Origin of the sequence: Acinetobacter lwoffii (assembly GCF_024129435.1) — a bacterium.
GTDB lineage: Bacteria > Pseudomonadota > Gammaproteobacteria > Pseudomonadales > Moraxellaceae > Acinetobacter > Acinetobacter lwoffii_F.
In genome coordinates, this window is the sequence record NZ_JAMXXN010000009.1 from 13,646 (window position 1) to 37,383 (window position 23,738).

At 45.9% G+C, this 23,738-nt stretch carries 22 protein-coding genes and 1 pseudogene; 6 read left to right on the plus strand and 17 right to left on the minus strand.

What is annotated here, in order from left to right:
• Positions 1-8 precede the first annotated feature (8 nt).
• Positions 9-1,443 (minus strand): annotated as a pseudogene (eat, locus tag NI455_RS07820) (ethanolamine permease).
• A gap of 149 nt (positions 1,444-1,592) precedes the next feature.
• On the opposite strand from eat, the gene NI455_RS07825 reads away from it, so the two are divergent.
• From NI455_RS07825 to NI455_RS07845, 5 genes are all read left to right on the plus strand, one after another.
• Complete coding sequence (locus tag NI455_RS07825; protein ID WP_004280758.1) at positions 1,593-2,015, plus strand: hypothetical protein; 423 nt, start codon at positions 1,593-1,595, stop codon at positions 2,013-2,015.
• 280 nt (positions 2,016-2,295) lie between these two features.
• Positions 2,296-3,228, plus strand: coding sequence for a transporter substrate-binding domain-containing protein (locus tag NI455_RS07830; protein ID WP_253113434.1), 933 nt, complete (start codon positions 2,296-2,298; stop codon positions 3,226-3,228).
• Between the two features lie 62 nt (positions 3,229-3,290).
• On the plus strand, positions 3,291-4,034 hold the full coding sequence (locus NI455_RS07835; RefSeq protein ID WP_253113435.1) for an amino acid ABC transporter permease: 744 nt from the start codon (positions 3,291-3,293) through the stop codon (positions 4,032-4,034).
• Positions 4,034-4,717, plus strand: a complete 684-nt coding sequence (locus NI455_RS07840; RefSeq protein ID WP_219308631.1) for an ABC transporter permease subunit — start codon at positions 4,034-4,036, stop codon at positions 4,715-4,717. Before NI455_RS07835 ends, NI455_RS07840 begins: the two co-directional genes overlap by 1 nt.
• A gap of 14 nt (positions 4,718-4,731) precedes the next feature.
• On the plus strand, positions 4,732-5,457 hold the full coding sequence (locus NI455_RS07845; protein WP_219310128.1) for an amino acid ABC transporter ATP-binding protein: 726 nt from the start codon (positions 4,732-4,734) through the stop codon (positions 5,455-5,457).
• 75 nt (positions 5,458-5,532) lie between these two features.
• On the opposite strand, the gene NI455_RS07850 is transcribed toward NI455_RS07845, so the two are convergent.
• Complete coding sequence (locus tag NI455_RS07850) at positions 5,533-6,294, minus strand: ferredoxin--NADP reductase (RefSeq protein ID WP_253113436.1); 762 nt, start codon at positions 6,292-6,294, stop codon at positions 5,533-5,535.
• Positions 6,295-6,379: 85 nt separating this feature from the next.
• Here NI455_RS07850 and gigC point away from each other — a divergent pair, with 85 nt between their 5' ends.
• A complete protein-coding gene (gene gigC, locus NI455_RS07855) occupies positions 6,380-7,258 on the plus strand; it encodes a LysR family transcriptional regulator GigC (RefSeq protein ID WP_004280761.1) in 879 nt (292 codons plus the stop codon).
• A 39-nt stretch (positions 7,259-7,297) separates the two neighbouring features.
• Here gigC and NI455_RS07860 read toward each other — a convergent pair whose 3' ends face one another.
• From NI455_RS07860 to nuoC, 15 genes are all read right to left on the minus strand, one after another.
• Entirely contained in the window at positions 7,298-8,020 is a 723-nt protein-coding gene (locus NI455_RS07860) for a cold shock domain-containing protein (protein ID WP_044111069.1), read from the minus strand.
• Between the two features lie 161 nt (positions 8,021-8,181).
• Positions 8,182-8,541, minus strand: coding sequence for a hypothetical protein (locus NI455_RS07865; RefSeq protein WP_180101196.1), 360 nt, complete (start codon positions 8,539-8,541; stop codon positions 8,182-8,184).
• A gap of 193 nt (positions 8,542-8,734) precedes the next feature.
• On the minus strand, positions 8,735-9,028 hold the full coding sequence (locus tag NI455_RS07870) for a cold shock domain-containing protein (RefSeq protein ID WP_004732065.1): 294 nt from the start codon (positions 9,026-9,028) through the stop codon (positions 8,735-8,737).
• 84 nt (positions 9,029-9,112) lie between these two features.
• Positions 9,113-9,748, minus strand: a complete 636-nt coding sequence (upp, locus tag NI455_RS07875) for a uracil phosphoribosyltransferase (protein WP_004280765.1) — start codon at positions 9,746-9,748, stop codon at positions 9,113-9,115.
• A gap of 123 nt (positions 9,749-9,871) precedes the next feature.
• Positions 9,872-11,416 (minus strand): NADH-quinone oxidoreductase subunit NuoN, encoded by a 1,545-nt coding sequence (gene nuoN / locus NI455_RS07880; RefSeq protein ID WP_005247890.1) that lies wholly within the window; start codon positions 11,414-11,416, stop codon positions 9,872-9,874.
• A 3-nt stretch (positions 11,417-11,419) separates the two neighbouring features.
• Entirely contained in the window at positions 11,420-13,033 is a 1,614-nt protein-coding gene (gene nuoM, locus NI455_RS07885; protein ID WP_004280767.1) for an NADH-quinone oxidoreductase subunit M, read from the minus strand.
• A gap of 1 nt (position 13,034) precedes the next feature.
• A complete protein-coding gene (gene nuoL / locus NI455_RS07890; protein ID WP_253113438.1) occupies positions 13,035-14,930 on the minus strand; it encodes an NADH-quinone oxidoreductase subunit L in 1,896 nt (631 codons plus the stop codon).
• Positions 14,927-15,235, minus strand: a complete 309-nt coding sequence (gene nuoK, locus NI455_RS07895) for an NADH-quinone oxidoreductase subunit NuoK (RefSeq protein WP_004280769.1) — start codon at positions 15,233-15,235, stop codon at positions 14,927-14,929. Before nuoK ends, nuoL begins: the two co-directional genes overlap by 4 nt.
• Positions 15,235-15,753: an NADH-quinone oxidoreductase subunit J gene (gene nuoJ, locus NI455_RS07900; RefSeq protein WP_253113535.1), complete on the minus strand. Its 519-nt coding sequence runs from the start codon at positions 15,751-15,753 to the stop codon at positions 15,235-15,237. Before nuoJ ends, nuoK begins: the two co-directional genes overlap by 1 nt.
• A complete protein-coding gene (gene nuoI, locus NI455_RS07905) occupies positions 15,753-16,295 on the minus strand; it encodes an NADH-quinone oxidoreductase subunit NuoI (protein WP_004280771.1) in 543 nt (180 codons plus the stop codon). Before nuoI ends, nuoJ begins: the two co-directional genes overlap by 1 nt.
• Positions 16,296-16,313: 18 nt before the next feature.
• Positions 16,314-17,330 (minus strand): NADH-quinone oxidoreductase subunit NuoH, encoded by a 1,017-nt coding sequence (gene nuoH / locus NI455_RS07910; protein WP_004280772.1) that lies wholly within the window; start codon positions 17,328-17,330, stop codon positions 16,314-16,316.
• 3 nt (positions 17,331-17,333) lie between these two features.
• Positions 17,334-20,012: an NADH-quinone oxidoreductase subunit NuoG gene (gene nuoG, locus NI455_RS07915; RefSeq protein ID WP_213687597.1), complete on the minus strand. Its 2,679-nt coding sequence runs from the start codon at positions 20,010-20,012 to the stop codon at positions 17,334-17,336.
• Between the two features lie 11 nt (positions 20,013-20,023).
• Entirely contained in the window at positions 20,024-21,355 is a 1,332-nt protein-coding gene (gene nuoF, locus NI455_RS07920; RefSeq protein ID WP_005106202.1) for an NADH-quinone oxidoreductase subunit NuoF, read from the minus strand.
• Positions 21,352-21,861 carry an NADH-quinone oxidoreductase subunit NuoE gene (gene nuoE / locus NI455_RS07925; RefSeq protein WP_004280775.1) on the minus strand — a complete coding sequence of 170 codons (510 nt, stop codon included), beginning with the start codon at positions 21,859-21,861 and terminating at the stop codon, positions 21,352-21,354. Before nuoE ends, nuoF begins: the two co-directional genes overlap by 4 nt.
• A gap of 14 nt (positions 21,862-21,875) precedes the next feature.
• Entirely contained in the window at positions 21,876-23,663 is a 1,788-nt protein-coding gene (nuoC, locus tag NI455_RS07930) for an NADH-quinone oxidoreductase subunit C/D (protein ID WP_253113440.1), read from the minus strand.
• Positions 23,664-23,738: the final 75 nt, after the last annotated feature.

The following is a 23,738-nucleotide window of genomic DNA, read 5'->3' on the forward strand; positions in this document are numbered from 1 at the left end:
TAGATAATTTATTTCAATTCCTTTTCTGCTGCCTCGATACGGGCAAATTCTTCTTCCGGTGTCCCGGCCACCAGATGATGGCGGCTATACAGCAGAAAATAGAGAATCAGTGCAACGTAAATGGCAGCTGCCATTAACCAGACTTTTGGATCGACCAGAAAGCCTGCCACCACGGCAATCGCAGCAAGTACCAGCGCAATGGACGCAGTCACAATACCGCCCGGTGCCTGATAAGGACGTACCAGATTCGGCCGGGACAATTTCAGTTTGATATAAGACATCATCATCAAAACATAGGAAATGGTGGCACCAAAGACCGCCATCAGAATCAGCAGATCACCTTCACCTGAAAGGGACAGCAGGAAGCCAATAATCCCCGGAATAATGATGGCCAAATAAGGTGCATGATTGCTGTTGGTTAAAGAGAGTTTTTTCGGTAAATAACCGGCACGTGAGAGTGCAAAAATTTGACGGGAATAGGCATAGATAACCGAGAAGAAACTAGCGATCAGACCTGCCAGCCCGACAAAATTCACAAAACTCGCCATCCAGGTATTGGCCCCATAAACCGCTACTAAAGCATCAACCAGTGGCGCACCGGAATCTTTCAGCGTATCTGCACCTGCTGCGCCAGGACCGAGCAGCAAAATACTCAGGGCAAAGAATGCCAGAATCAGCATGGAACCAATCAGGCCACGCGGCAAGGATTTGGCTGGCTCTTTGGCCTCCTCGGCTGCCAGTGGCACCCCTTCAACTGCCAGAAAAAACCAGATCGCATAAGGCACTGCTGCCCAGATAACCCAATGGCAGGAAACTGCTTGCACCTGCAGCTTCTGTACTGACCGCAATATCAAACAGGTTTGTACTATTAAAATGAGGCAACATGCCAAAGATAAACACCATCAAGGCAACCGCAGCAATTGCGGTAATCACGAACATGATTTTGAGTGCCTCACCAGCACCTTTCAGATGCAAGCCCATAAACACTAAATAGCTCACCAGATAAATGATCCAGCCGCCAATGCCAAACAGGGCTTCGCAATAAGCGCCAATGAAACACGCAATTGCTGCTGGAGCGATGGCATATTCAATCAGAATGGCACTTCCGGTCAGATAGCCGCCAAAGGGACCAAAAGCAGTCCGGGCAAAACTGTAACCCCCGCCCGCAGTCGGCAGCATGGTCGACATTTCCGACATGGCTAGGCACATACACAAATACATAAATGCCACCACAATAGTCGCAATAAACATGCCTCCCCAACCCGCCTGTGCCAGACCGAAATTCCAGCCGGCAAAGTCACCGGAAATCACATACGCGACCCCCAGACCGACGAGAAGCAGCCAACCTACGGCGCCTTTCTTGAGCTGGCGCAAGGCAAAATAATCTTCTTGTACTGCTGTTTCAGTCACACTGGTATCAATCACACTTTTTGACTCTGACATAGCAACCTCGTTGTTTTTATCGTTGTTCTCTGAAGATATGCATAAGCCATACCAGTTCCGCAGGCTTTAGTGAAGACGGTTGAGACGCTGCCTTTCAGCGATGAAATGCGTTATAATTATCCACCTTCTCATTTATACACCCGAGTTATATGGCGTATCGTCAACAAAGTGTATCGCTTGATCTTGATACTGACGTCACACATCAATGTACGCTGCACTACAGCCGTGATCAGCATCTGATTGGAATTATTGAATTTAGCAAGCCAAGCTTCCTGCTTCGCTGGCAGGATCTGGAATATTTCCGTCGTCGTACCGAAGAATTTTCCGTGATGCCTTTTCCGGACTGTGTGAATGCGATGATTATCGATATTCGAGATGTGACAGCATGGCTGGATAATGAAGTGCCGATTATTCCATGGCGCTTATTGGAAGAAGACTGTCCGGTGCGTCTGGTGGTGCCTGCAGACCGTATTGAGCACTATGCCGGATTCTTTGAACCGACTTGGCTCAGCCCCGATGTCGAAACCGCCATTCAGGAAATCCGTGAATCCATGGATATGTTTGTGCATTAAGCTTGAATCGAAAAAACCTCCGAAATGGAGGTTTTTTTATGGCTTATTCTTTTTTCATCTTTTTAGCTTAATCCCTTTATCTATTTGTACGAAGCCATTTTTCAGCAGATTTTCTTTGCTGATTCAGTAACATTTCAGCAATAAATTCAGCTTGAGTCATGCTGGATTTATCCCCTAAGATGAATATAAACGAGCACTTAGACTTTATAGCAATAATCCCAATACAGTCTCAGCACTAGAAACCGGCTCAAGCATAATAATTGAAAAATGGAGTTTTACGATGAAATCAAAATATCAGTTCGCCACGCTGCTGTGTGCCAGTGCCCTGACCTTGGGACTGAGTGCCTGTAGTGATAATCAGGCGCCAAATCATCAGCAAAGTGGCGAGAAGGCTTCTGGCACACTGAATAAAATCAAGCAGTCCGGCACCATTGTTCTAGGTTATCGTGACTCCTCGATTCCATTTTCCTATATTGCCGACAACCCGAATCAGCCGGTTGGCTATGCGCATGACCTGCAACTGAAAGTGGTCGAAGCCGTTAAACAGAAGCTGAATCTTCCTGATTTAAAAATCCGTTATAACCTGGTGACCAGCCAGAACCGGATTCCACTGGTCTCCAACGGTACAGTCGATCTGGAATGTGGTTCGACGACCAACAATAAGGAACGTCAGCAACAGGTCGATTTCTCGGTCGGCTTCTTTGAAGTGGGTTCCCGCCTGTTAACCGCAACCGATTCCGGAATCAAGGACTTTAGCGATCTGAAAGGCAAAAAGTTGGTGACCACTGCCGGCACCACTTCGGAACGTTACATCCGTCAGCATGAAAAAGAATTGGGCATTGGTGAAATCATTTCCGCCAAAGATCATGCAGAATCTTTTTTAATGCTACAAAGTGGCCGTGCTGCAGCCTTCATGATGGATGACATTCTGCTGGCCGGAGAAAAATCCAAAGCTAAAAATCCAGAGCAATGGGAGATTGTCGGGACTGCGCCAATCAATGAAATTTACGGCTGTATGCTGCGTAAAGGCGATACCGAATTTAAGCAGGTGGTCGATGACGCGATTAAAGCCACGTATAGCTCAGGTGAAATCAACAATATGTATAAAAAATGGTTCCAATCGCCCATTCCACCGAAAAATATCAATCTAAACTTTGCCATGTCAGACGACTTAAAAAGCTTGATTAGCAACCCGCATGACCGTGATCAATAAGTTCTAAATCTTATCCACCTTGCTTGGGCATGATTTGCCTGAGCATACTTGTTGGAGTTGCGATGAATTACAGCTGGAATTGGAGTGTCTTATTACAGCCGACCGGGATTGGCGATAGCACCTATCTCAACTGGATCATGACCGGCATCGGCTGGTTGGCCGTGATTGCGATTGTGGCCTGGTCGATTGCCATGTTCCTGGGTAGCCTTCTGGGCATCATGCGGACCTTACCCAGTCCTACGGCTCGAGCAATTGGAACTACTTACGTCACCATTTTCCGTAATATACCTTTACTCATCCAGTTATTTATCTGGTTTTATGTGGTGCCCGACTTTCTACCGGACAGCATTCATAACTGGTGGATCAATGATTTAGGCGCCAATACCACGGCGCTAATTTCTGCCAGTATCGGCTTGGGGCTGTTTACCGCAGCGCGGGTTTGCGAACAGGTACGTACCGGAATTGAAGCCATCCCACCTGGGCAGGTCAATGCGGGCTATGCCATGGGTTTTAATACCGCACAATTATACCGCTATGTGATTTTACCGCAGTCTTTCCGCATGATCTTGCCACCGCTCAGTTCTGAACTGACCAACTGCGTCAAGAATACTTCGGTGGCTTCACTGGTTGGGGTTGCAGAAATCATTTCCCAGATGAAAACCATCAGCGAATATACCCAAAATACCATTGAGATTTATACCTACGTCACGCTGATTTTTATCCTGATTAATGTCTGCTTAATAGGCTTGATGAACTTCCTGGAAAAGCGATTTCAGGTGCCTGGTCTGATTGCAGGAGTGAAATAATGGAATGGTTCACTGCGTTTTTTCAGGATTTACAGTTATCGGCACCGGCCCTCTGGCATGGTTTCAGTATCACCTTAAAAGTTTTATGTTTTGCCACGGTTGGCGGAGTTTTGATTGGTACCTTACTCGCCTTGATGCGGCTGTCTTCAATCCGAATATTGAACTGGATTGCCAAAGGCTATGTGAATCTGTTCCGTTCGATTCCCCTGCTGTTGGTGCTGATGTGGTTCTATTTCGCTGTGCCCTTTATCTATACCGGGGTGACTGGAAACTACCTGACCATGGATACGGCATTGGTGTCCAGTATTGTCGCCTTTATGCTGTTTGAAGCCGCCTATTTTTCCGAAATTGTCCGTGCCGGGATTCAGTCTATTCCCAAGGGACAAACCGATGCCGCCTCTGCACTGGGCATGAGCTATAGCCAGTCCATGCGGCTGATTGTGCTGCCTCAGGCTTTTCGCAAGATGACACCCCTGTTATTGCAACAGACCATTATTTTGTTTCAGGATTCCACCATGGTCTATGCGATTGGCCTGCTGGACTTTTTCCGTACCAATTATGTCCGGGGTGATCTGATGTCTTTACTGACTCAATATATTCTTTTTGCCGGTTTGGTGTATTTCATCGTCAGCATGATCGCTACATATATCGTGAAAAAATTACAACAGAGGTTAACTGTATGAGCGAAGCTAAAGTCATGATTGACCTCCAGCATGTCAGCAAATGGTATAAGGATTTCCAGGTACTGACCGACTGCACGACGCAGATCCGACAAGGTGAAGTGGTTGTGGTTTGTGGTCCTTCAGGTTCAGGAAAATCTACCCTGATTAAAACCGTCAATGGCCTAGAACCTGTCCAGCAAGGCAATATTCTGGTGGATGGGATCAAAATTAATGATCCGAAAACCAATTTAAATAAATTGCGCAGTCGCGTTGGCATGGTCTTTCAGCATTTTGAGTTGTTCCCGCATCTCAGCATTATGGAGAACCTGAGCATTGCACAAATCAAAGTATTAGGTCGTTCTGAAGCCGAGGCCAAGCAGAAAGGGCTTGCCTATCTGGATCGTGTCGGCTTAAGTACACAGGCCAATAAATATCCGGCACAGCTTTCTGGAGGACAGCAGCAACGTGTTGCGATTGCCCGTGCACTGAGTATGGATCCGATTGCCATGTTATTTGATGAACCGACTTCTGCACTTGATCCTGAGATGATTAATGAAGTGCTTGATGTCATGGTCGGACTGGCCCAAGAAGGCATGACCATGATGTGTGTCACGCATGAAATGGGCTTTGCACGACAAGTCGCCAATCGGGTGATCTTCATGGATCAGGGTAAAATTGTGGAAGATTGCAGTAAAGACGACTTCTTCAATACACCGCGTGGTGAGCGTGCCCAGCAATTCTTAAACAAGATTCTGCACTAAGCTATCGTCCTTAAATAGGATCATTCACAAAAAAGCTCATCTTGGGATGAGCTTTTGACGAGGCTAGATTCAGCCTTACCAGTAATTCTCGACCGCGATATTACCTTCACCACGACGGTTCATGGTCAGGCCACGGGCTTTTAAGGCTTCTTTGGTGTCATCGACCATATCCGGGTTACCACAAAGCATGACATGCGTTGTTTCCGGATTAAGCGCTATACCTGCTGCTTTTTCCAGCTCACCATTGGCAATCAGAATGGGTAAACGGTCGTGTAAAGGTGCATCGGGTTCACGGGTAATAATCGGGATAAATTTAAAACCGGTATGCCCTTCACCAAAGGTCTCGGCGATTTCCTGAATCCGGTCAACATAAGCGAGTTCTGCCCGGGTGCGTACACTATAAACCAGATTGATTTTTTCGTATTTGCTCCAGGTCTCAAAGTCTTGCAACATACAAATAAACGGTGCCAGCCCCGTGCCAGTACCCAGTAACCACAAGTCTTTAGGCAAAGGCAATTGATAACGTGCCAGAGTCAGATAACCATAAGGAATTTTTTCCAGATGCAGCACATCCCCGACTTTGAGGTGCTGTAAATTGGAAGTAAATTTACCTTCTGGAACGACAATCGAGAAAAACTCCAGAGTTTCATCAAAAGGAGATGACACTACCGAATAGGCACGAACCACCAGTTCATCCCCCACTTGCAAACCAATACGCGCAAACTGCCCTGCGGTAAACTTAAAATGTGCCGGGCGTGTCATCGTAAAACTAAATAATGTATTGGTCCAACGGTGTACAGATAAAACTTTTTCTCGGGTAAATTTTTCAATTGACATGATTTCAACGTGGCATGAAAGACTGTGCTCATGGTAGCATGGCAACATAATTTATTAATATTTTTTAAATGTTAAGGCTCTACTCATGCGCATGACTTTACGCCAATTGGCTGTTTTTGTAGCAGTGGCACAAGAGGGTACCGTAACGAAGGCTAGCGATGCCGTCAAGCTTACACAAAGTGCGGCTAGTATGGCTTTAGCAGATCTGGAAGATGGTCTGGGTGCTCCACTATTTGACCGTCTAGGCAAACGTTTACAGCTGAATGACCTGGGGCGCTTTCTTCTCCCTCAAGCCCTGGAAATTTTAGGTCGTTGTGAATCTTTTGAACAAGTCGCTAAAGGTGAGCTTCAAAGTATCGATTTACGTTTAGGTGCAACCCTGACGATTTCAGATTACCTGATTCCTGACCTAATGGCCGATTTCTTGAAAATCAAGCCGCAAGCACATTTACAGCTTCAAGTCGGTAATACCCGTCAAATGATTGAAGCGGTGAATCAGTTCCAGCTGGATCTTGCCTTAATTGAAGGTTCATGTCATTTGCCACAGCTCCAATGTATCCATTGGCGTGATGATGAGCTGGCTGTGTGCTGTGCGCCAGACCACCCTCTTGCGCAATTGAACCGTGAACTAACCGCTGAAGATTTCAAATCTGTAGAATGGATTTTGCGTGAAGAAGGTTCAGGTACCCGTGAGGTGTTTGACAATGCCATCTTGAAAGATGTACCAGATGCCAATATCCGTCTAACACTCGGTCATAATGAAGCGATTTTAAAAATTGTAGCGGGCGGAATTGGTATGTCCTGCATTTCCAAACTTGCGATTGAGCCTTTACGTGAAAAAGGTCAACTGGTAATTCTGGATACACCATTCTGGTCGCTGACTCGTCCGCTGTTCATGCTGGTACATCGCCAGAAATATCAGGGTCCAGGTCTGAGAGCCTTTATGAATTTTTGTGAAAGCTAAAATATTAGAAGCACCTTCAGGTGCTTTTTTTAGGATTCATCAAAACTGACTTTCACATGGTATCCCATCGCCGTCACCATCCATTTTAGTATTTGGACAGTTACGAATGAAAAATAATGCTTCCTCATAAGAACCCATCTGACTACAGTGTTCTCGACCATCGCATTTAAATTGAGATACAGATGGCGAAGTCGTTTCTGAAGTTTTCGAATTAACTGGGTTACTTTGGCTTCTTAACTCAGTGCCTTGATTTTCCAGGTTCTTCCTGCCCTGCTCAGATAATCCTTGCATAGGTAGATCACCTTGCGCTGCTCGCTGTTCAGCGACAATTCGTTGCTGCTCTACCATCAGTCCTTCCAGCTTTTGCTGTTTTTGAACTTGGTAGCTTTGGTATTTGTTATAAACAAGAACAGCAAGAATCACCATAATCACCAGTCCTGATATTGTGATTATTTTTGATGTAGTTGATGATTTTTTCTTTTCATAACGTAGAGAAGCTCTGGTTTCAGTATCTCCATGTAGATCATTGTTTTGTGTAACAGGAACTTCTTGCTTAATATCCAAGCGAATAATATGGTTTGCCTTAAACTTTCCATTATCTTCCACAATCAAAAACTTTAATTTTTCCCCCATTTTTGGCGGAATATTTTTATTGGGAAAGTCTTTGACATGGAAAAATAAATCTTTGGATTGCCCTTCGATCTGAATAAAACCAAAACCACGATCTTCGTTATAGGTTTTGATTTTCCCCTCTTGAAACATAATTCGCTCTTATCTTTAATATTTTTTATGATTGTAATCAAAAAGAGACTGAAAATCTTTTGTAAAATTCTCTAAAGCAGAAACACAAAAACTAGAAGGGCATCTTATGGCGGAAGAATAGATCCTAAGTTAAAAGTAAAAAATTAAAATTTCTTTTTTATTTATACTTCGCCAAAAATCATAAAGCCAACAACTGATACCAATGCCAGCCATAGGGTCGGACTAAAGAAAAGTGAATTACGTACCGGAACAGGCACTGTAGGTGCCAAGGATTGCAAGGCGACGACTTCTGGCACAAATTCATCCTGCACTTTAATATCCAGACGTACTATGTTGTCTAAGGTCATGCTTTCTTGTTGGGAAATTATTCTAAATTTAAGCCGCTCTCCAATTTGTGGCTCAATTTCAGGCGAAGGTAAATCCTGTAGCTTGAAACTTAACTCTTGAGCTTCCCCTATCAACTCCAAAGTACCCATACCACGTTCGGAATCGTAAGTTTTAATTTTCCCATCCGTAAACATGACATTTATCTCTATAGAATTCATTTAATTTGTATTCTAAGCCAAAGGAAATGTTCAGCATTGTTGCTGTTTGGTGGATTTTTTATGTGTTATCTGTCTCTTTGAATATATAAGCGGTGATGCTATAAAAAAAGAGGCTCGAAAGCCTCTTTTTAAATGTGATCAAAACTATTTTTAGTGTGAAGATTATCCATTAACCACGGAAGTTGTTTAACAATGCCGATGTAATTGATTTATTGTGTGTTGCTACTTTGGTTTTTTTAGCTTTCTTTGAGTTGTCTTCGACACGTTCAATCTTAATCGCTTTATACTTATCGCCATTTTCAACAACATTAAATTTCACGCGTTCATTGCGTTTTGGCTCGCCTTCTGCCGCAGGGAAGTCTGAAATATGGAAGAATACATCTCCCTCAGCGCAGCCAATAAAACCGAAACCTTTGGCAGGGTCATACTGTTTGATTTTGCCCTGATACAATTCATCTTTCATGCTATTGTCCTATCCTGAAAATGCCCTGTCTACATTATATAAAAAAGAGGCTGTAGTAGCCCCTTTTTTCATCATATTCAAAAATTAGTCTTTTTGAACTGAACCAAAGATTTTATCGCCAGCATCGCCAAGACCTGGAACGATATAACCATTTTCATTTAAGCCATTATCGATAGAAGCAGTAAAAATCACAACATCCGGATGCGTAGCTTCTACACGCTTAATGCCTTCTGGAGCAGCAACCAGAACCATCACACGAATGTCTTTACAGCCGCTGGCTTTCAATACATCAATTGCAGCCACTAAAGAAGAACCTGTCGCCAACATTGGATCAATGATCATCGCGATACGGTTTTGTACATCTGGAACCAGTTTTTTATAATAGGTACGTGCTTCCAGAGTTTCTTCATCACGCTCTAAACCAAGTACCGATACTTTTGCACTTGGAATCAGGTTCAGGAAACCGTCGAGCATGCCAATACCGGCACGTAGAATTGGCACAACCGTGATTTTTTTACCCGCAATACGGTCAACTGTAACAGCACCATTCCAGCCATCAATATCATGTTCAACCATTGGCAGGTCTTTAGTTGCTTCATAAGTTAGAAGCATGGTCACTTCTTGAGCTAACTCACGGAAATTCTTGGTACTAATATCTGCACGACGGAGTAAACCAAGCTTATGTCGAATGAGTGGATGACGGATTTCATGGATTGCCACGGGAGAACACCTAAAAGGTTAAAGATAAATTTCCGCTATTATAAAGGCTTTTATTGATTTGTATAAATAAAAAAGCCCCCAATCATGGAGGCTTTTTTGTAATAACGTCAATCTTTGCAGATATTAGTTAAAACCACTTTGAACCAAAGTGAAAATGAACTGTTGCAATTCAGGTGACATGGCAAAGAATGCATATTTAGATACTGCAATTACTGGATCTGGGTAGACACCGATCACAAGTACCGCAAGCGCAGCAAGAAGTACCATGATACCGCCCACTTTTTGACCCCAATGATTCACCGCATCTAAACGTGGTGTTTCAGGTGGTGTCATGTAAAGCACAACCATCACACGTAGGTAGTAGTATAGACCGATACCAGAACCCAAGATAACCATCGCAGTCAGGAACCAGGCTTCGCCTGCAACCGCAGTTTTAATCACCAGGAACTTACCGATAAAGCCGGCAGTTAAAGGAATACCTGCAAGAGACAGCATCATCACCGTCAATACAGCAGTCAAGACTGGACGGCGCCAGAACAGACCACGGTATTCAGCCAAGCTACCCGCTTCGTCGGTATTATTATACGGACTAGACATCAGCGTAACGACACCGAACGCACCGATCGTGGTTAATACATAGGTAATCACGTAGACGTTTACACTTTCAAAAGTCGCGAAACCTTGAACCTGTAAGAAATCCGTATTACGTGAACTTACGATGGCAACCAGCAAATAACCAAAGTGTGCAATTGAAGAGTATGCCAAGATACGTTTCAAGTTCACCTGGCGAACCGCCAGCAAGTTACCTGCAAGGATAGACAGAACCGCAATAATCGAAATGATGGTGACGAAGCTGTCTGCCAAAATTAAACCTGAAGACAATGCATAACGAACAAAAAGACCAATCATCGCCACTTTTGCAACTGTCGCAAGGAAAGTCGCGATTGGCGCTGGTGCACCAGCGTATACGTCTGGTGTCCATTTGTGGAATGGTGCAAGCGATAATTTAAATGCCACAGCAAATACAATTAAAGCCAGACCAATCACGACAGCCGGTTGACTGAATACGGTAAACAGTTTGCCTGGTTCAGCAACGAAACTTAAAGTACCTGTATATGCATAAATATATGCCATACCCATGAGCAGCATTGCAGACGCAGTTGCTGAAAGCACCAGATATTTCACACCCGCTTCAAGCGATTGAGAACGTTGATGTGTATATGCCAACAAGCCATATACAGGAATCGACATTAACTCAAGGCTAATAAAGAATGATGCATAGTGTGAGCTAGCTACCATTAGCATGGCACCCGCAACGGATGTCAGCATCAGGATATACAGCTCTTCACGGTTATCTTTATAGGTTTCGATATACGCGTGAGATAGCGTTGCACATGCAAGTGCAGCAACCAGGATCACAAACTGGTACAGCATCGTAAATGGATCTACGATGAACAGATTCATCACGTTGGCAGGTGCAAACACGCCTGCCAACAAAACGAAAATGATATAGAACGCAGCAAGGTTTAAACCAATCACCGTGGTGGTAGCCACCAAGTTATGGTTACGCTTGATTGCGGTCAGCAACATCACGACGATCGCAGTTAACGACACGATCATCACAGGTGCTAGAGGCATAAGCTCAGAAAAAGACATTGTGAAGTTCATGGCTTATTGGATCTCCACATTTTCAAGTTGAGTCGTTACTTGATCAGCAACTTCAACCACTTCTTGAACTGGAATGTAGCTATTCGCTAACCACGCCATGCTTGAGTTAGAAACGTCGAGGAAGCTTTGTGGATATAGACCAAGCCAAAGTAGACCAAACGCACAGATCAACAATAATGCGATTTCACGTGCATTTAGATCTTTTAACGGATTTGTATAGTGCTGCTGTTGCGCTTCATTTGGTACACCAAACAAGGCTTTGTGAATCAGGATCAGACCGTACAGACCCGCAAATACCAAGCTGATTGCCGCAAGAATGGTAAACGCCGGGAATTTCGCATAAGCACCCATCAGGATCAGGAACTCACCAATGAAGTTACCTAGACCTGGAATACCAACCAACGCCGCAACGAAGAACATCAGGAAGAATGCAAGATACGGGAATTGACCACGCATACCACCCATCAAACGCATATCACGCGTATGCACACGCTCATATACCTGACCACACATAATGAACAGTGCAGCAGATGAAATACCATGTGCCAACATCATGATCATCAGACCTTGGAAGGTCAGGATGTTACCTGCGTAGATCGCAAGTAAAACGAAGCCCATGTGTGAAATAGAGGTATAAGCCAACAGGCGTTTCATGTCGGTTTGCTGGAAAGCACACCAAGCACCGTAGAAAATACCGATTAAACCAAGAATGATTGCGAAGTCTGCAAACTGTGCAGACGCTGCCGGGAAGAACGGAATCACGAAACGTAATAAACCGTACGCCGCAGTCTTAATCAAGATACCTGCAAGATCGACAGAACCCGCTGTTGGTGCTTGCGCATGCGCATCTGGTAACCAGCCGTGTAATGGGAAAACTGGAAGTTTTACCGCAAAACCGATGAATAAACAGATCATGAATGCATAAGCCACCGCTGGCGCCTGAGCGTCAAGCGTATTCGCCACACCTAATAGATAGTTGTAGTCGAAACGGATTTCGCCAGTCATGGTATAGCCCACAGTCACCAGACCAAGGATACCAATCAGCATCACCAAACCGGCAACCTGCGTGTAAATGAAGAACTTGTTAGCTGCATAAACACGTGACTTGCCTTCTGCCCCTTTATGACCCCAAAGGGCAATCAGGAAGTAGATCGGTACCAGCATCATCTCCCAGAAGAAGAAGAACAGGAATAAGTCAATCGCCAGAAACACACCGATGACACCACCTAAAGACCATAAAAGGTTCAAGTGGAAGAAACCAACGTTCTTTTGAATCTCGCCCCATGAACAGCCTACTGCCAATACACCCAGGAGTGCAGTCAAGCCAACCATAAGAAGTGATAAACCATCCACTGCTAAGTGAATGTTAATGCCCAGGGTTTGAATCCAAGGCAATTTGAATTCGGCAGCCCACGAAGGTGTAGCACCGCCTAATTCATAGTTGTAAGTACCAGTCTGCCAAAGGACTATGGTCAAGACCAAGGTCACCAGCATACCGATCAGCGCGATATAACGCGGCAAGTGTTGGTCGAGTTTATCGACCAACCAGCATATGAAACCTGCAATGAACGGAATGAGGATCAGAGCCGGCAAAATAATATTGTTTGGAGCTTCCATTTTATTTCCCCACGACCTGAATCACGATCAAGATCATCAGTAGGACAACGACACCGAGCCCCATACTAGATGCATATTCACGCAGTGAACCGGTTTGACGTGAACTTGTAAAGCTGTGACCACCTTTAACAAGTGCAGGAAGTACCAGCCATAGGCCATCAATTGGATCACGACCAAAGATCTTCGCGAACATTAAATATGGCTTCACGAAAATGAGGTCATACAGCGTATCGAAACCTAATGCGTTACGGCAGATGTTGACCAGGCCAGCACCTACAGAAGTGGCTGCAAAACGTTTGACTGCATTGTAAGCAAAAGCGAACAGCACGACACCGACTGCAAGACCTGTTAAAGCAACAGCGATTGCGATGTATTCAGCACCATGTGCACCTGCTTCAAGCGCTTCAGGAATAATGAAGGCTGGAATTTGGGCTGCATCCAGAATGCTCATTACCGGTGCTTTCAGGACGATCGCCAGACCTGTTGAAAGTACAGCAAGAATTGCCAGTGGCGCCCAGTAAGTTGCACCTTGGATTTCATGATAAGGTGTGTTTTCTTTGCCAAAGAATACAACCCAAATTAAACGGAATGTATAAATAGAGGTTAAGAATGCACCTGCAACACCGACCCAGTACAGCGTGTTATACACTGGTAAACCAGCAATATGACTTTGCGTCCAGACTGCAGCAAGAATCGCATCTTTTGAGAAGAAACCAATTGTCAGGAATGGAATCGCTGCCAATGCACCGCCACCAATCGCGAAACATGCAAACAGGAATTTGTTCTTGTAGAACAGACCGCCCATCTTGAAGATGTTTTGTTCGTGATGATAAGCCAGAATCACTGCACCAGACGACAAGAACAAGAGTGCCTTGAAGAATGCGTGAGTCAGCATATGGAACAGACCTGCCTGGTATGCTTCAGCACCTACCGCCATAAACATATAACCGAGCTGACTCATGGTTGAGTATGCCAGAATACGTTTGATGTCGGTTTGAACCAGTGCAGCAAAACCAGCCACAAGCAAGGTCACCGCACCTGTGATCGAAATAAATACCATCACTTCTGGTGCAAGTTCAAAGACTGCGAACAGACGGCAGCACAGGTAAACACCGGCTGTTACCATTGTTGCAGCATGGATCAATGCAGAAACAGGTGTCGGACCTGCCATCGCATCGGCTAACCATGTTTGTAACGGGATCTGTGCAGATTTACCTGCCGCACCCAAGAACAATAACAATGCTGTCCAGATAGTCAAAGATGAACTTTGGGTCATTACAGTCGCTGCATTTTCAACGATGTACTGAATGTTCAAGGTACCGAATTGCTGGAAGATCAGGAACATGGCAATCAGCAAGAATACGTCACCGATACGGGTCACGGTAAATGCCTTGATTGCCGCCAGACCGTTTGCAGGGTTCTGGTAGTAATAACCGATCAGCAGGTATGAACACAGACCTACGCCTTCCCAACCCAGGAATAACAACGCCAGGTTGTCACCCAATACCAGCAATAACATGCTTGCAACGAACAGGTTGAAGTAAGAGAAGAAACGTGCGAAGTCTTCTTCACCGCGCATATACCATGATGCAAAGATGTGAATTAAGAAACCCACACCAGTGACCATGCCCAGCATCAATAAAGACAAGCCATCCAGCTGCAAGCTGATGCCCGGAGCAAAACTGCCAACATTGAACCAAGTCCAAAGATGTTGTACTACTGCAGTTGAACCATTGTTAACAAAGTCCATACCTGCAATCAGTGCGAACAGTGCAGATAAACCGACTGCACCCACACCAATCATCGCTGCAACAGATTCCGGAAGCTTGTTGCGCCCCGCCGCTAACAGGACAAAACCAATGAGCGGAAATAAAATTGTTAGATATAAATAACTCATCCGCGCATCTCACTAGCAGCATCCACATCCAGGTGATGGAAGCGATGATAGAACTGAAGGACGATCGCAAGACCAATACAAGCCTCTGCCGCAGCAAGCGTCAGGATCAGGATAAACATGATCTGACCATCTGGCTGTGCCCATGCACTGCCCGCCAGGACGAACGCTAAAGCAGCAGCGTTCATCATGATTTCAAGGCTCATTAAAATAAATAGTAGGTTGCGTCGCACCATTACACCGTAAAAACCCAGTGCAAAGAGAATAGATGCAACGATCAAACCATGCTCTAAAGGGATGTTGCCCATTATTCTTTTTCCTCTTCTGCATCTGGTTCACGTTTACCCAAATGGAATGCAGCTACCAAGGCAGCAAGCAATAACATCGCGGCAACTTCAACCAACAACAAGTATTGCGTAAAGAGTGCTTGACCCACTGCTTTCGGGCCCACCATTTCTGTACCCATTACCAGTGAAGCTTGTGTGTAATCAGAGTTTAATACCCATACCAGCACCAAACCGATCAGGAAGCTCATCAACGCCGGATAAGCCCAAGCCGATGAAGTCAACCATTTACGTTCTTGTTCAACGGTCTGCTCACCCAGGTTCAGTATCATTACCACGAACACGAACAACACCATGATCGCGCCCGCATAAACGATCACTTCCAGCGCACCAGCGAATGGCGCACCGACGATCAGGAACATGCCTGCGACTGCAAGCAATGACACGATCAGGCTTAATAAAGCATGTACCGGATTCGCGTTAGTAACAACGCGAACCGTAGAGACAATGGCCACGAGGGCCATTAAATAAAATGGCCACATCATGGTAATAGACTCCGTACATCAACAGGTGCACTTTCACGCTGTGCTTGACCTTTGTCCTTGCCTGCAACTGCCATACCGGTTACACGGTAGAAGTTATAGTCAGGATATTTACCAGGACCAGAAATCAGCAGGTGTTCTTTTTCATAGACCAAGTCCTGACGAACATATTCGCCAAGCTCGAAGTCCGGGGTCATCTGAATCGCAGTGGTTGGACACGCTTCTTCACACATACCGCAGAAAATACAACGCGAGAAGTTGATACGGAAAAATTCCGGATACCAGCGACCATCTTCACGTTCTGCTTTTTGTAGTGAAATACAGCCTACCGGACAGGCAACCGCACACAGGTTACATGCCACACAGCGTTCTTCGCCATCAGGGTCGCGCGTCAATACGATACGACCACGGAAGCGTGGTGGCACAATTTCTTCGGCCGGCACTTCCGGATATAAAATGGTGTCACGTTTACGTGTTGCGTGGCTGAACACCATCCACAACGAACGAACGATTGACCCGAATCCAGCTAGAAATTTAAACATTTTGTTCTCCCTGCTGTCTTAGGCCTGATTCATCAGAATCACAGCACCAGTTACCAAAAGGTTAACCAACGCCAATGGCAAGCAAATTTTCCAACCAAAGTTCATCACCTGGTCATAACGTGGACGCATTAATGAACCACGCGCCAGTACAAACATCATTACAAAGAATGCTGTTTTGATAATGAACCAGAATGCTGCTGGAAGGAACGGAATATCAAGGTTGAATGGCGCAAGCCAGCCACCGAAGAATAAAGTCACGATCAATGCAGAGATCAGTACCACGTTGACGTATTCCGCAACGAAGAACATCCCCCATTTCATACCGCCGTATTCGACATGGTAACCTTCTGCTAGTTCCTGTTCTGCTTCTGGTTGGTCAAATGGGTGACGATGCGTTACCGCCACACCTGCAACCACGAAGATCAAGAAACCTAGGAACTGAGGAATCACAAACCAGACATCTTTTTGCGCTTCAACGATTTCACGCATGTTGAATGAACCGGCAATTGCCACCACACCCATCAACGAGATACCCAAGAATACTTCATACGAAATGGTTTGAGCTGCAGAACGTAAACCGCCCAGTAAGGCATATTTGTTGTTTGATGACCAGCCACCGAACAGGACTGCATAAACTGCAATACCCGCCATTGCCATAAAGAACAACAGGCCGATGTTCATGTCTGCTACACCTAAATAAGGTGATACAGGAATAACCATGAACGACAGCACCGCAGTTGCCATCGCAACTGCTGGCGCCATACGGAACGTCAATTTGTCAGCAAATTTTGGTGTCCAGTCTTCCTTGAACATGATTTTCAGCATGTCGGCAACAATCTGGAACATACCGCCCGGACCAACACGGTTCGGACCGTAACGGTCTTGCCACAAGCCGAGTAAACGACGTTCAATAAAAGACATCAACGCAGCGATCAGTACTACAACCAGCAAGATCACAATCGCTTGAATGACTGAATAGGCAATTGGCCAGTTTTCAGCCCACAGCGGCGTTTGACGGATTAATTCTTGTTCCATGAATTACACTCCTACCGCGACTGAAACAGGCTCTGCAAGAGATACCGTCGGTGCCAGACCGATTGGGTAGCCAATATAACCTGTCGGTAAATATTCAATCACTTGAACTGGAAGAACGATTGACGTTTCACCTGCTTTCACCGTGATTGTCTGACCATCTTGAACATTCAGGCGCGCTGCATCCTGCTCACCCACTGCAAATACCGCTTCAGGAATACGCGTTTCCATCGCTGGTGTTTTTACCGTGAATTCACCTGAACCAAAGATATGGTGCATTGGTACCAGACGGAAGCTTTCAGCATTGACCAGAACAGGTGCCGGTGCCACGAAGGTACGTGCCGGACGTTTTGCCAAACGGTCGAATAAACGAACGCCTGAATCACCACCTTTCAGTGAACCACCCACAGTTTCCTGGAACTTGTTCCAAGCTTGTGGCGAGTTCCAGCCTGCAGACCATGCAAATGGAACCAGTGGAGATGGAGTCTGGTCTCCGACATAACCTTCCATCGAGAATGTTAATGCAGAGTCTTTATCTGTAGGCTGTTTCGGCTCATGTACAGACAATGGCGAACGCATTGAAGTACGACCTGAGTAACGACGTGGTTCACGTGCCACTTTCAAGCCATGAACACGGAAGCCCGCATCAGGTGCAACATCCAGAATGCCTTCAAGCGCAGGAACGTTTTTCGCCACTGACTCGATCACATCATCCAGTAAAGTCCAAGAAATCGCTTTGCCTTTTACGCCTGTTTCCAGAGCGTGTAACCAGCGCCAAGATTCCTTGATCGCCAATTCAGGATTGTAGTAGCTTGGGTCATACACTTGGTAGAAACGTTGTGCACGGCCTTCTTGAGAAACGACAGTACCATCACCTTCAGCAAACGATGCAGCAGAAAGTACGATGTCGGCTTTTTTCACTGTTGCAGTTTCAGAGTGATCCAGTACGATCACATCTTTACCTGCAAGTGCAGCATCGACCTGTGCAGCAGGAAGACGACGGTAAAGGTCGTTTTCAACCACAATCACAGTATCGTAATCTTGTGCAAATGCTTGCTCTAGGCTTTGACCACCAAAGATTGCCATACCCATCGAGTTCACTTCAGGAACCGTCAAAGTCAGACCTGCATTACCCAGATTCTGTGCAACTTGTACAGCAGCTTCCATAATGGCAGGATCTTGCAAGCTTGTACCCGAGATAATCAGTGGTTTCTTCGCAGCTTTTAAAGTGTCCGCAATGGTTTGTGCAAATGCTTTGGCATCGTCATCTAAACCAAGAATCGTTTCACCAGCAACTGCTGCAGCAACCGCAAAACCTAAACGCGCGATGTCGTTTGGAGAAGCAACCACTTCGCCTTCAGCAACATCAGACAAACGGGTTTGTGTCGCAGCCAGGATGTAAATCGGAGATTTTGCATCTTGGGCAATACGTTGTACCGGCTCAGCTAACCATTCTTGCGTACGGCGCTCTGCCGCCATCTCTTTGCCTTTATTTTTCGCAGCCTGGCGAACAGATAAAGCCATACGTGGCGCAGTTTGTGTGAGGTCTTCACCCAAAATTAACACAGCATCGTAGCTTTCAATTTCACGCATGTTCGGGTTGTAAACACCCTCGGTTTGCATGATAGAAGCTGCCAACTCAACCAGATTCTGTTCTTTTTGAGATAGACCTGTTGAGAAGTTCTCTTGACCCACCAACTCACGAAGTGCGAAGTTTGATTCAAGTGATGCACGCGGTGAACCAATACCCAATACTTTTTTGCCCTGGATATTTGCAATGACCGTGTCTAGTGCTGCATCCACTGAAACAGTTTCAACAGTTGCACCTTGACGGAATTGTGGTTGACGCGGACGGTCCTCACGGTTCACATAACCTGTACCGAAACGGCCTTTGTCGCATAGGAAGTACTGGTTGACTTCACCGTTATAACGGTTTTCTACGCGGCGAAGTTCGCCATAACGCTCACCCGGAGAGATGTTACAACCTGAAGAACAGCCTTGGCATACGCTTGGCGCATACTGCATGTCCCATTTACGGTTGTAGCGAGCCGAATGAGTTTTGTCGGTGAATACACCTGTTGGACATACTTCAGTCAGGTTGCCCGAGAATTCAGACTCTAAAGTACCTGATTCAGGACGACCGAAGTACACACGTGATGCATTGGCATACACGCCGAAGTCCGTACCACCTGCGTAGTCTTTGTAATAACGCACACAACGGTAACACGCGATACAACGGTTCATTTCGTGAGAAATGAATGAGCCAAGCTCCTGGTTGTAATGGGTACGCTTCGTGAAACGGTAGCGACGACGGTCATGCTGCGTCATTACAGTCATATCTTGTAAATGACAGTGACCCCCTTCTTCACAGACTGGACAGTCGTGCGGATGGTTGGTCATCAAGAATTCAACAATCGAAGCACGGAAATCTTTGGCTTCTTTGTCTTCAATCGAGATGTAGGTATTGTCAGATGCTGGCGTCATACATGACATGACTAAACGGCCACGCGTATCTTCTGGATTCGCGTACTGAGTCACGGCACATTGACGGCAAGAACCGACAGAACCTAAGGATGGATGCCAACAAAAATATGGGATATCAATGCCAAGACTCAAACATGCTTGTAGCAAGTTTTCCGAGCCGTTGACTTCATACGATTTGCCATCGACATGAATTGTAGCCATAGTCGAATTCCTTAAGCTTGTTCTACGTTGCTGGTTTGAGCGGCGGCATTCACAACCTTCGCTTCAAATTCGCCACGGAAATATTTGAGTGCGCCCATAAGCGGCTCCATTGCACCCGGTGCGTGGGCACAGAAAGTTTTACCAATCCAAAGCTTACGAGTCAGTTCTTGTAAGTGATCGATATCTTCTTTCTTACCTGTGCCATCTTCCAGTGCTTTCAGCGCTTTCACAGCCCAAGGTAAGCCATCACGGCAAGGCGTACAGAAACCACATGATTCGCGTGCAAAGAATTCTTCGAGGTTACGTGTCGCTGAAACCATACATTGGGTTTCATCTACCACCATCAGTAAGCAAGTCCCTAAACGCGAACCTGCCTTCATGATGCTTTCCGCATCCATAGGAAGATCAATATGCTCAGCAGCCAGGAAGTCAGTCGATGCACCACCCGGTAACCATGCTTTCAGTTTCAAACCGTCACGCATACCACCAGCATGGTCTTCAATCACTTCACGTGCTGTCGTACCAAATGGAAGCTCCCATAGACCCGGGAATTTTACTTTACCTGATGCACCATAAATCTTGGTGCCTGGATCTTTCGACTTACCCGCAGATAAGTTGATGTACCATTCAGGACCACGCAGCATGATTGCCGGTAAGTTGTTGTAGGTCTCTACGTTGTTCACAATCGTAGGACGACCCCAAGCACCTGCAACTTGCGGGAATGGCGGTTTAGTACGCGGGTTGGCACGGCGACCTTCTAGCGAGTTAATCAATGCAGTTTCTTCACCGCAGATATAACGACCCGCACCGGTATGCACGTGTAACTCGAAGTTCCAGCCTGTACCAAGGATGTTATCCCCTAAGTAACCTTTGGCACGAACTTGCTCAAGTGCTTCATTTAAGTACTGAGCAGCTTCAATGTACTCGCCACGGATAAAGATATAACCGTGTGTTGCTTCAAGCGTATAGCCTGCAATCAGCATGCCTTCGATCAATTGATGCGGAAGATCTTCCATCAACAAACGGTCTTTAAAGGTACCTGGTTCCATCTCATCGGCATTACAAATCAGGTAACGTGGACCTGAGTTGTCGTTTGGCGCCATCAAAGACCATTTGATACCTGCCGGGAAGCCTGCACCACCACGACCTTTTACAGTCGCTGCCTTAACCACTTCCAATACATCTTTAGGCGACATGCTCAGTGCTTTTTTAAAGCCTGCATAACCTTCCAGCGCTTCGTAATCATCTGCATTACGTACGTTGGCTTGTTTGCTTAAACGCCATGTTAATGGATGCGTTTCCGGGTTACCGTCGCCATAAATTGGTTTTGGTTCAGTATTCATACATACTTCTCCAACAGCTGTTTCACCGAAGTCACTTCAACCAGACCGTGCGTGTCTTCATCAATCATTAAGGTTGGACCTTTGTCACAGTTGCCCAGACAGCAAATTGGCAGCAAAGTGAAACGACCATCTGCAGTCGTTTGACCAAACTGGATTCCTAATTCGCGCTGGAATGCTTCTGCCAAAGTTTCCGCACCCATCAAGAAACACGCAATCGAATCACATAATAAAATTACGTGACGACCGACCGGCTGACGGTAAATACGGTTATAGAACGTTGCCACACCTTCCAGGTCTGCAACGCTCATGCTCAGCATTTGTGCGATGGCATTCATTTGCGCATCATCTACCCAGCCATTACGGCGTTGTACACACTTCAGCGCATCTAGACACGCTGCACGTGGGTATGGGTAGTGCCCCATGTGATGTTCGATATCGTGAATTTCGTCCGCAGTCAAAATCCCTTCAACATTCACACGTGGCTTTTTATCAGTCAAAATCATCATAATGCGATTACCCCTTAGCGATCCACGTCAGCCATTACGACGTCAATGGTCGCTAAATAAATGATTAAGTCAGACATTAAGCTGCCGTTAATCACAGAAGGCATTTGCTGTAAATGCGTGAAGGTTGGTGTACGGATACGGGTACGGTAACTCATGGTTGACTTGTCTGAAGTCAAGTAGTAGTTCGACGCGCCTTTCACCACTTCCGCCATCACAGATGCTTCACCCGCCGGCATTACAGGACCCCAAGATACGCTCAGGAAGTGCGTAATCAAGGTTTCAATATCTTGTAATGTCTTGTCTTTTGGTGGTGGAACAGCCAGTGGATGGTCTGCTTTGTACGCACCAGACGGCATATTATCTAAACATTGTTTGATAATTTTCAGTGATTCTTCGATTTCACGGTAGTGAACGATGACACGTGCATAGGCATCGCCTTCGTACTCAACCGGCACTTCGAAGTCATAATTTTCATAACCGCTATATGGGCGGTATTTACGTACATCAAAGTCGATACCTGTAGCGCGTAGACCTGTACCTGTTACACCCCAAGCCAATGCAGATTTTGCATCGTATTGCGCAACATTACGGGTACGACCCACAAATACTGAGTTTTTCAGCGCTGCAGTATGATATTCCTTCAAACGTTTCGGCATCCAGTCCAGGATTTCACGAATCAGGTGCTGCCAGTTGTTTGGAAGGTCGTGTGCGGTACCACCGATACGGAACCATGCCGGATGCATACGGTAACCGGTGATCGCTTCAATTGCGTCATAGATTTTCTGACGGTCAGCAAACATGTAGAAGACTGGCGTCATACCGCCGGCATCCTGAATCGCAGTACCAATGAACAGCAAGTGGTTATTGATACGGAACAGTTCAGACATCATCACGCGGATACATTGCGCACGGTCAGGTACAGTAATACCCGCCATTTGCTCTACGCCAAGCACATAAGGCATGTTTTGCGCACAACCACCGAGGTAGTCGACACGGTCTGTATACGGAATGAATGAATGCCAGGTTTGACGTTCAGCCATCTTTTCCACACCACGGTGGTGATAACCAATATCAGGCACACAGTCTTTCACTTCTTCACCGTCCAGCTGCAAGATCACACGGAACGCACCGTGCGCAGATGGATGGTTCGGACCCAAGTTCAGGAACATGAAGTCCTCATCGGCATTGCCGCGCTTCATACCCCAATCTTCAGGGACGAAACGAAGATGTTCCTGTTCGTAGTCCTGTTTGGCTTTATCTTGCAAATACGGCGTATATTCAGTCGCACGTGCAGAATATTCTTTACGTAGCGGATGACCTTCCCAATAGGTTGGCAACAAGATACGACGGAGCATTGGATGCCCTTCGAAATTGATCCCGAACATATCGTAAGCTTCGCGTTCGTACCAGTTGGCATTTGGCCAAATATTGGTTGCCGTTGGAAGATTCAAATCGCTTTCAGCTAAAGCAACTTTAATACGAATGTCAGTATTACGCTCGAGCGACAACAGGTGATAGAACACGGTGAAGTCAGACGCAGGTAAACCGTCGCGGTGCGTACGCAGACGCTCATCTACCGCTGACAGGTCGAACAACATCACGTAAGGACGTGACACTGTACGCAAGAACATTAAAACTTCTTGTACACGTGCGCGCTCAACCCAGACTGTCGGGAAATCCTCGAAAGTCGTTTGCACAAAGAAGTTCTCACCAAATTTGATTTTGAGTTCTTCAATGATGGCAAATGCTGGGCGTGAATCAACAGGCGTTGATTCTGGCATAGCAATGTCAGTTTCAGCCATTGGCTTGGCTTCCTATTTAATACAAATTCAGTCAACCTAAACGACAATTACACCCATAGCGGGTGCACAACAAAA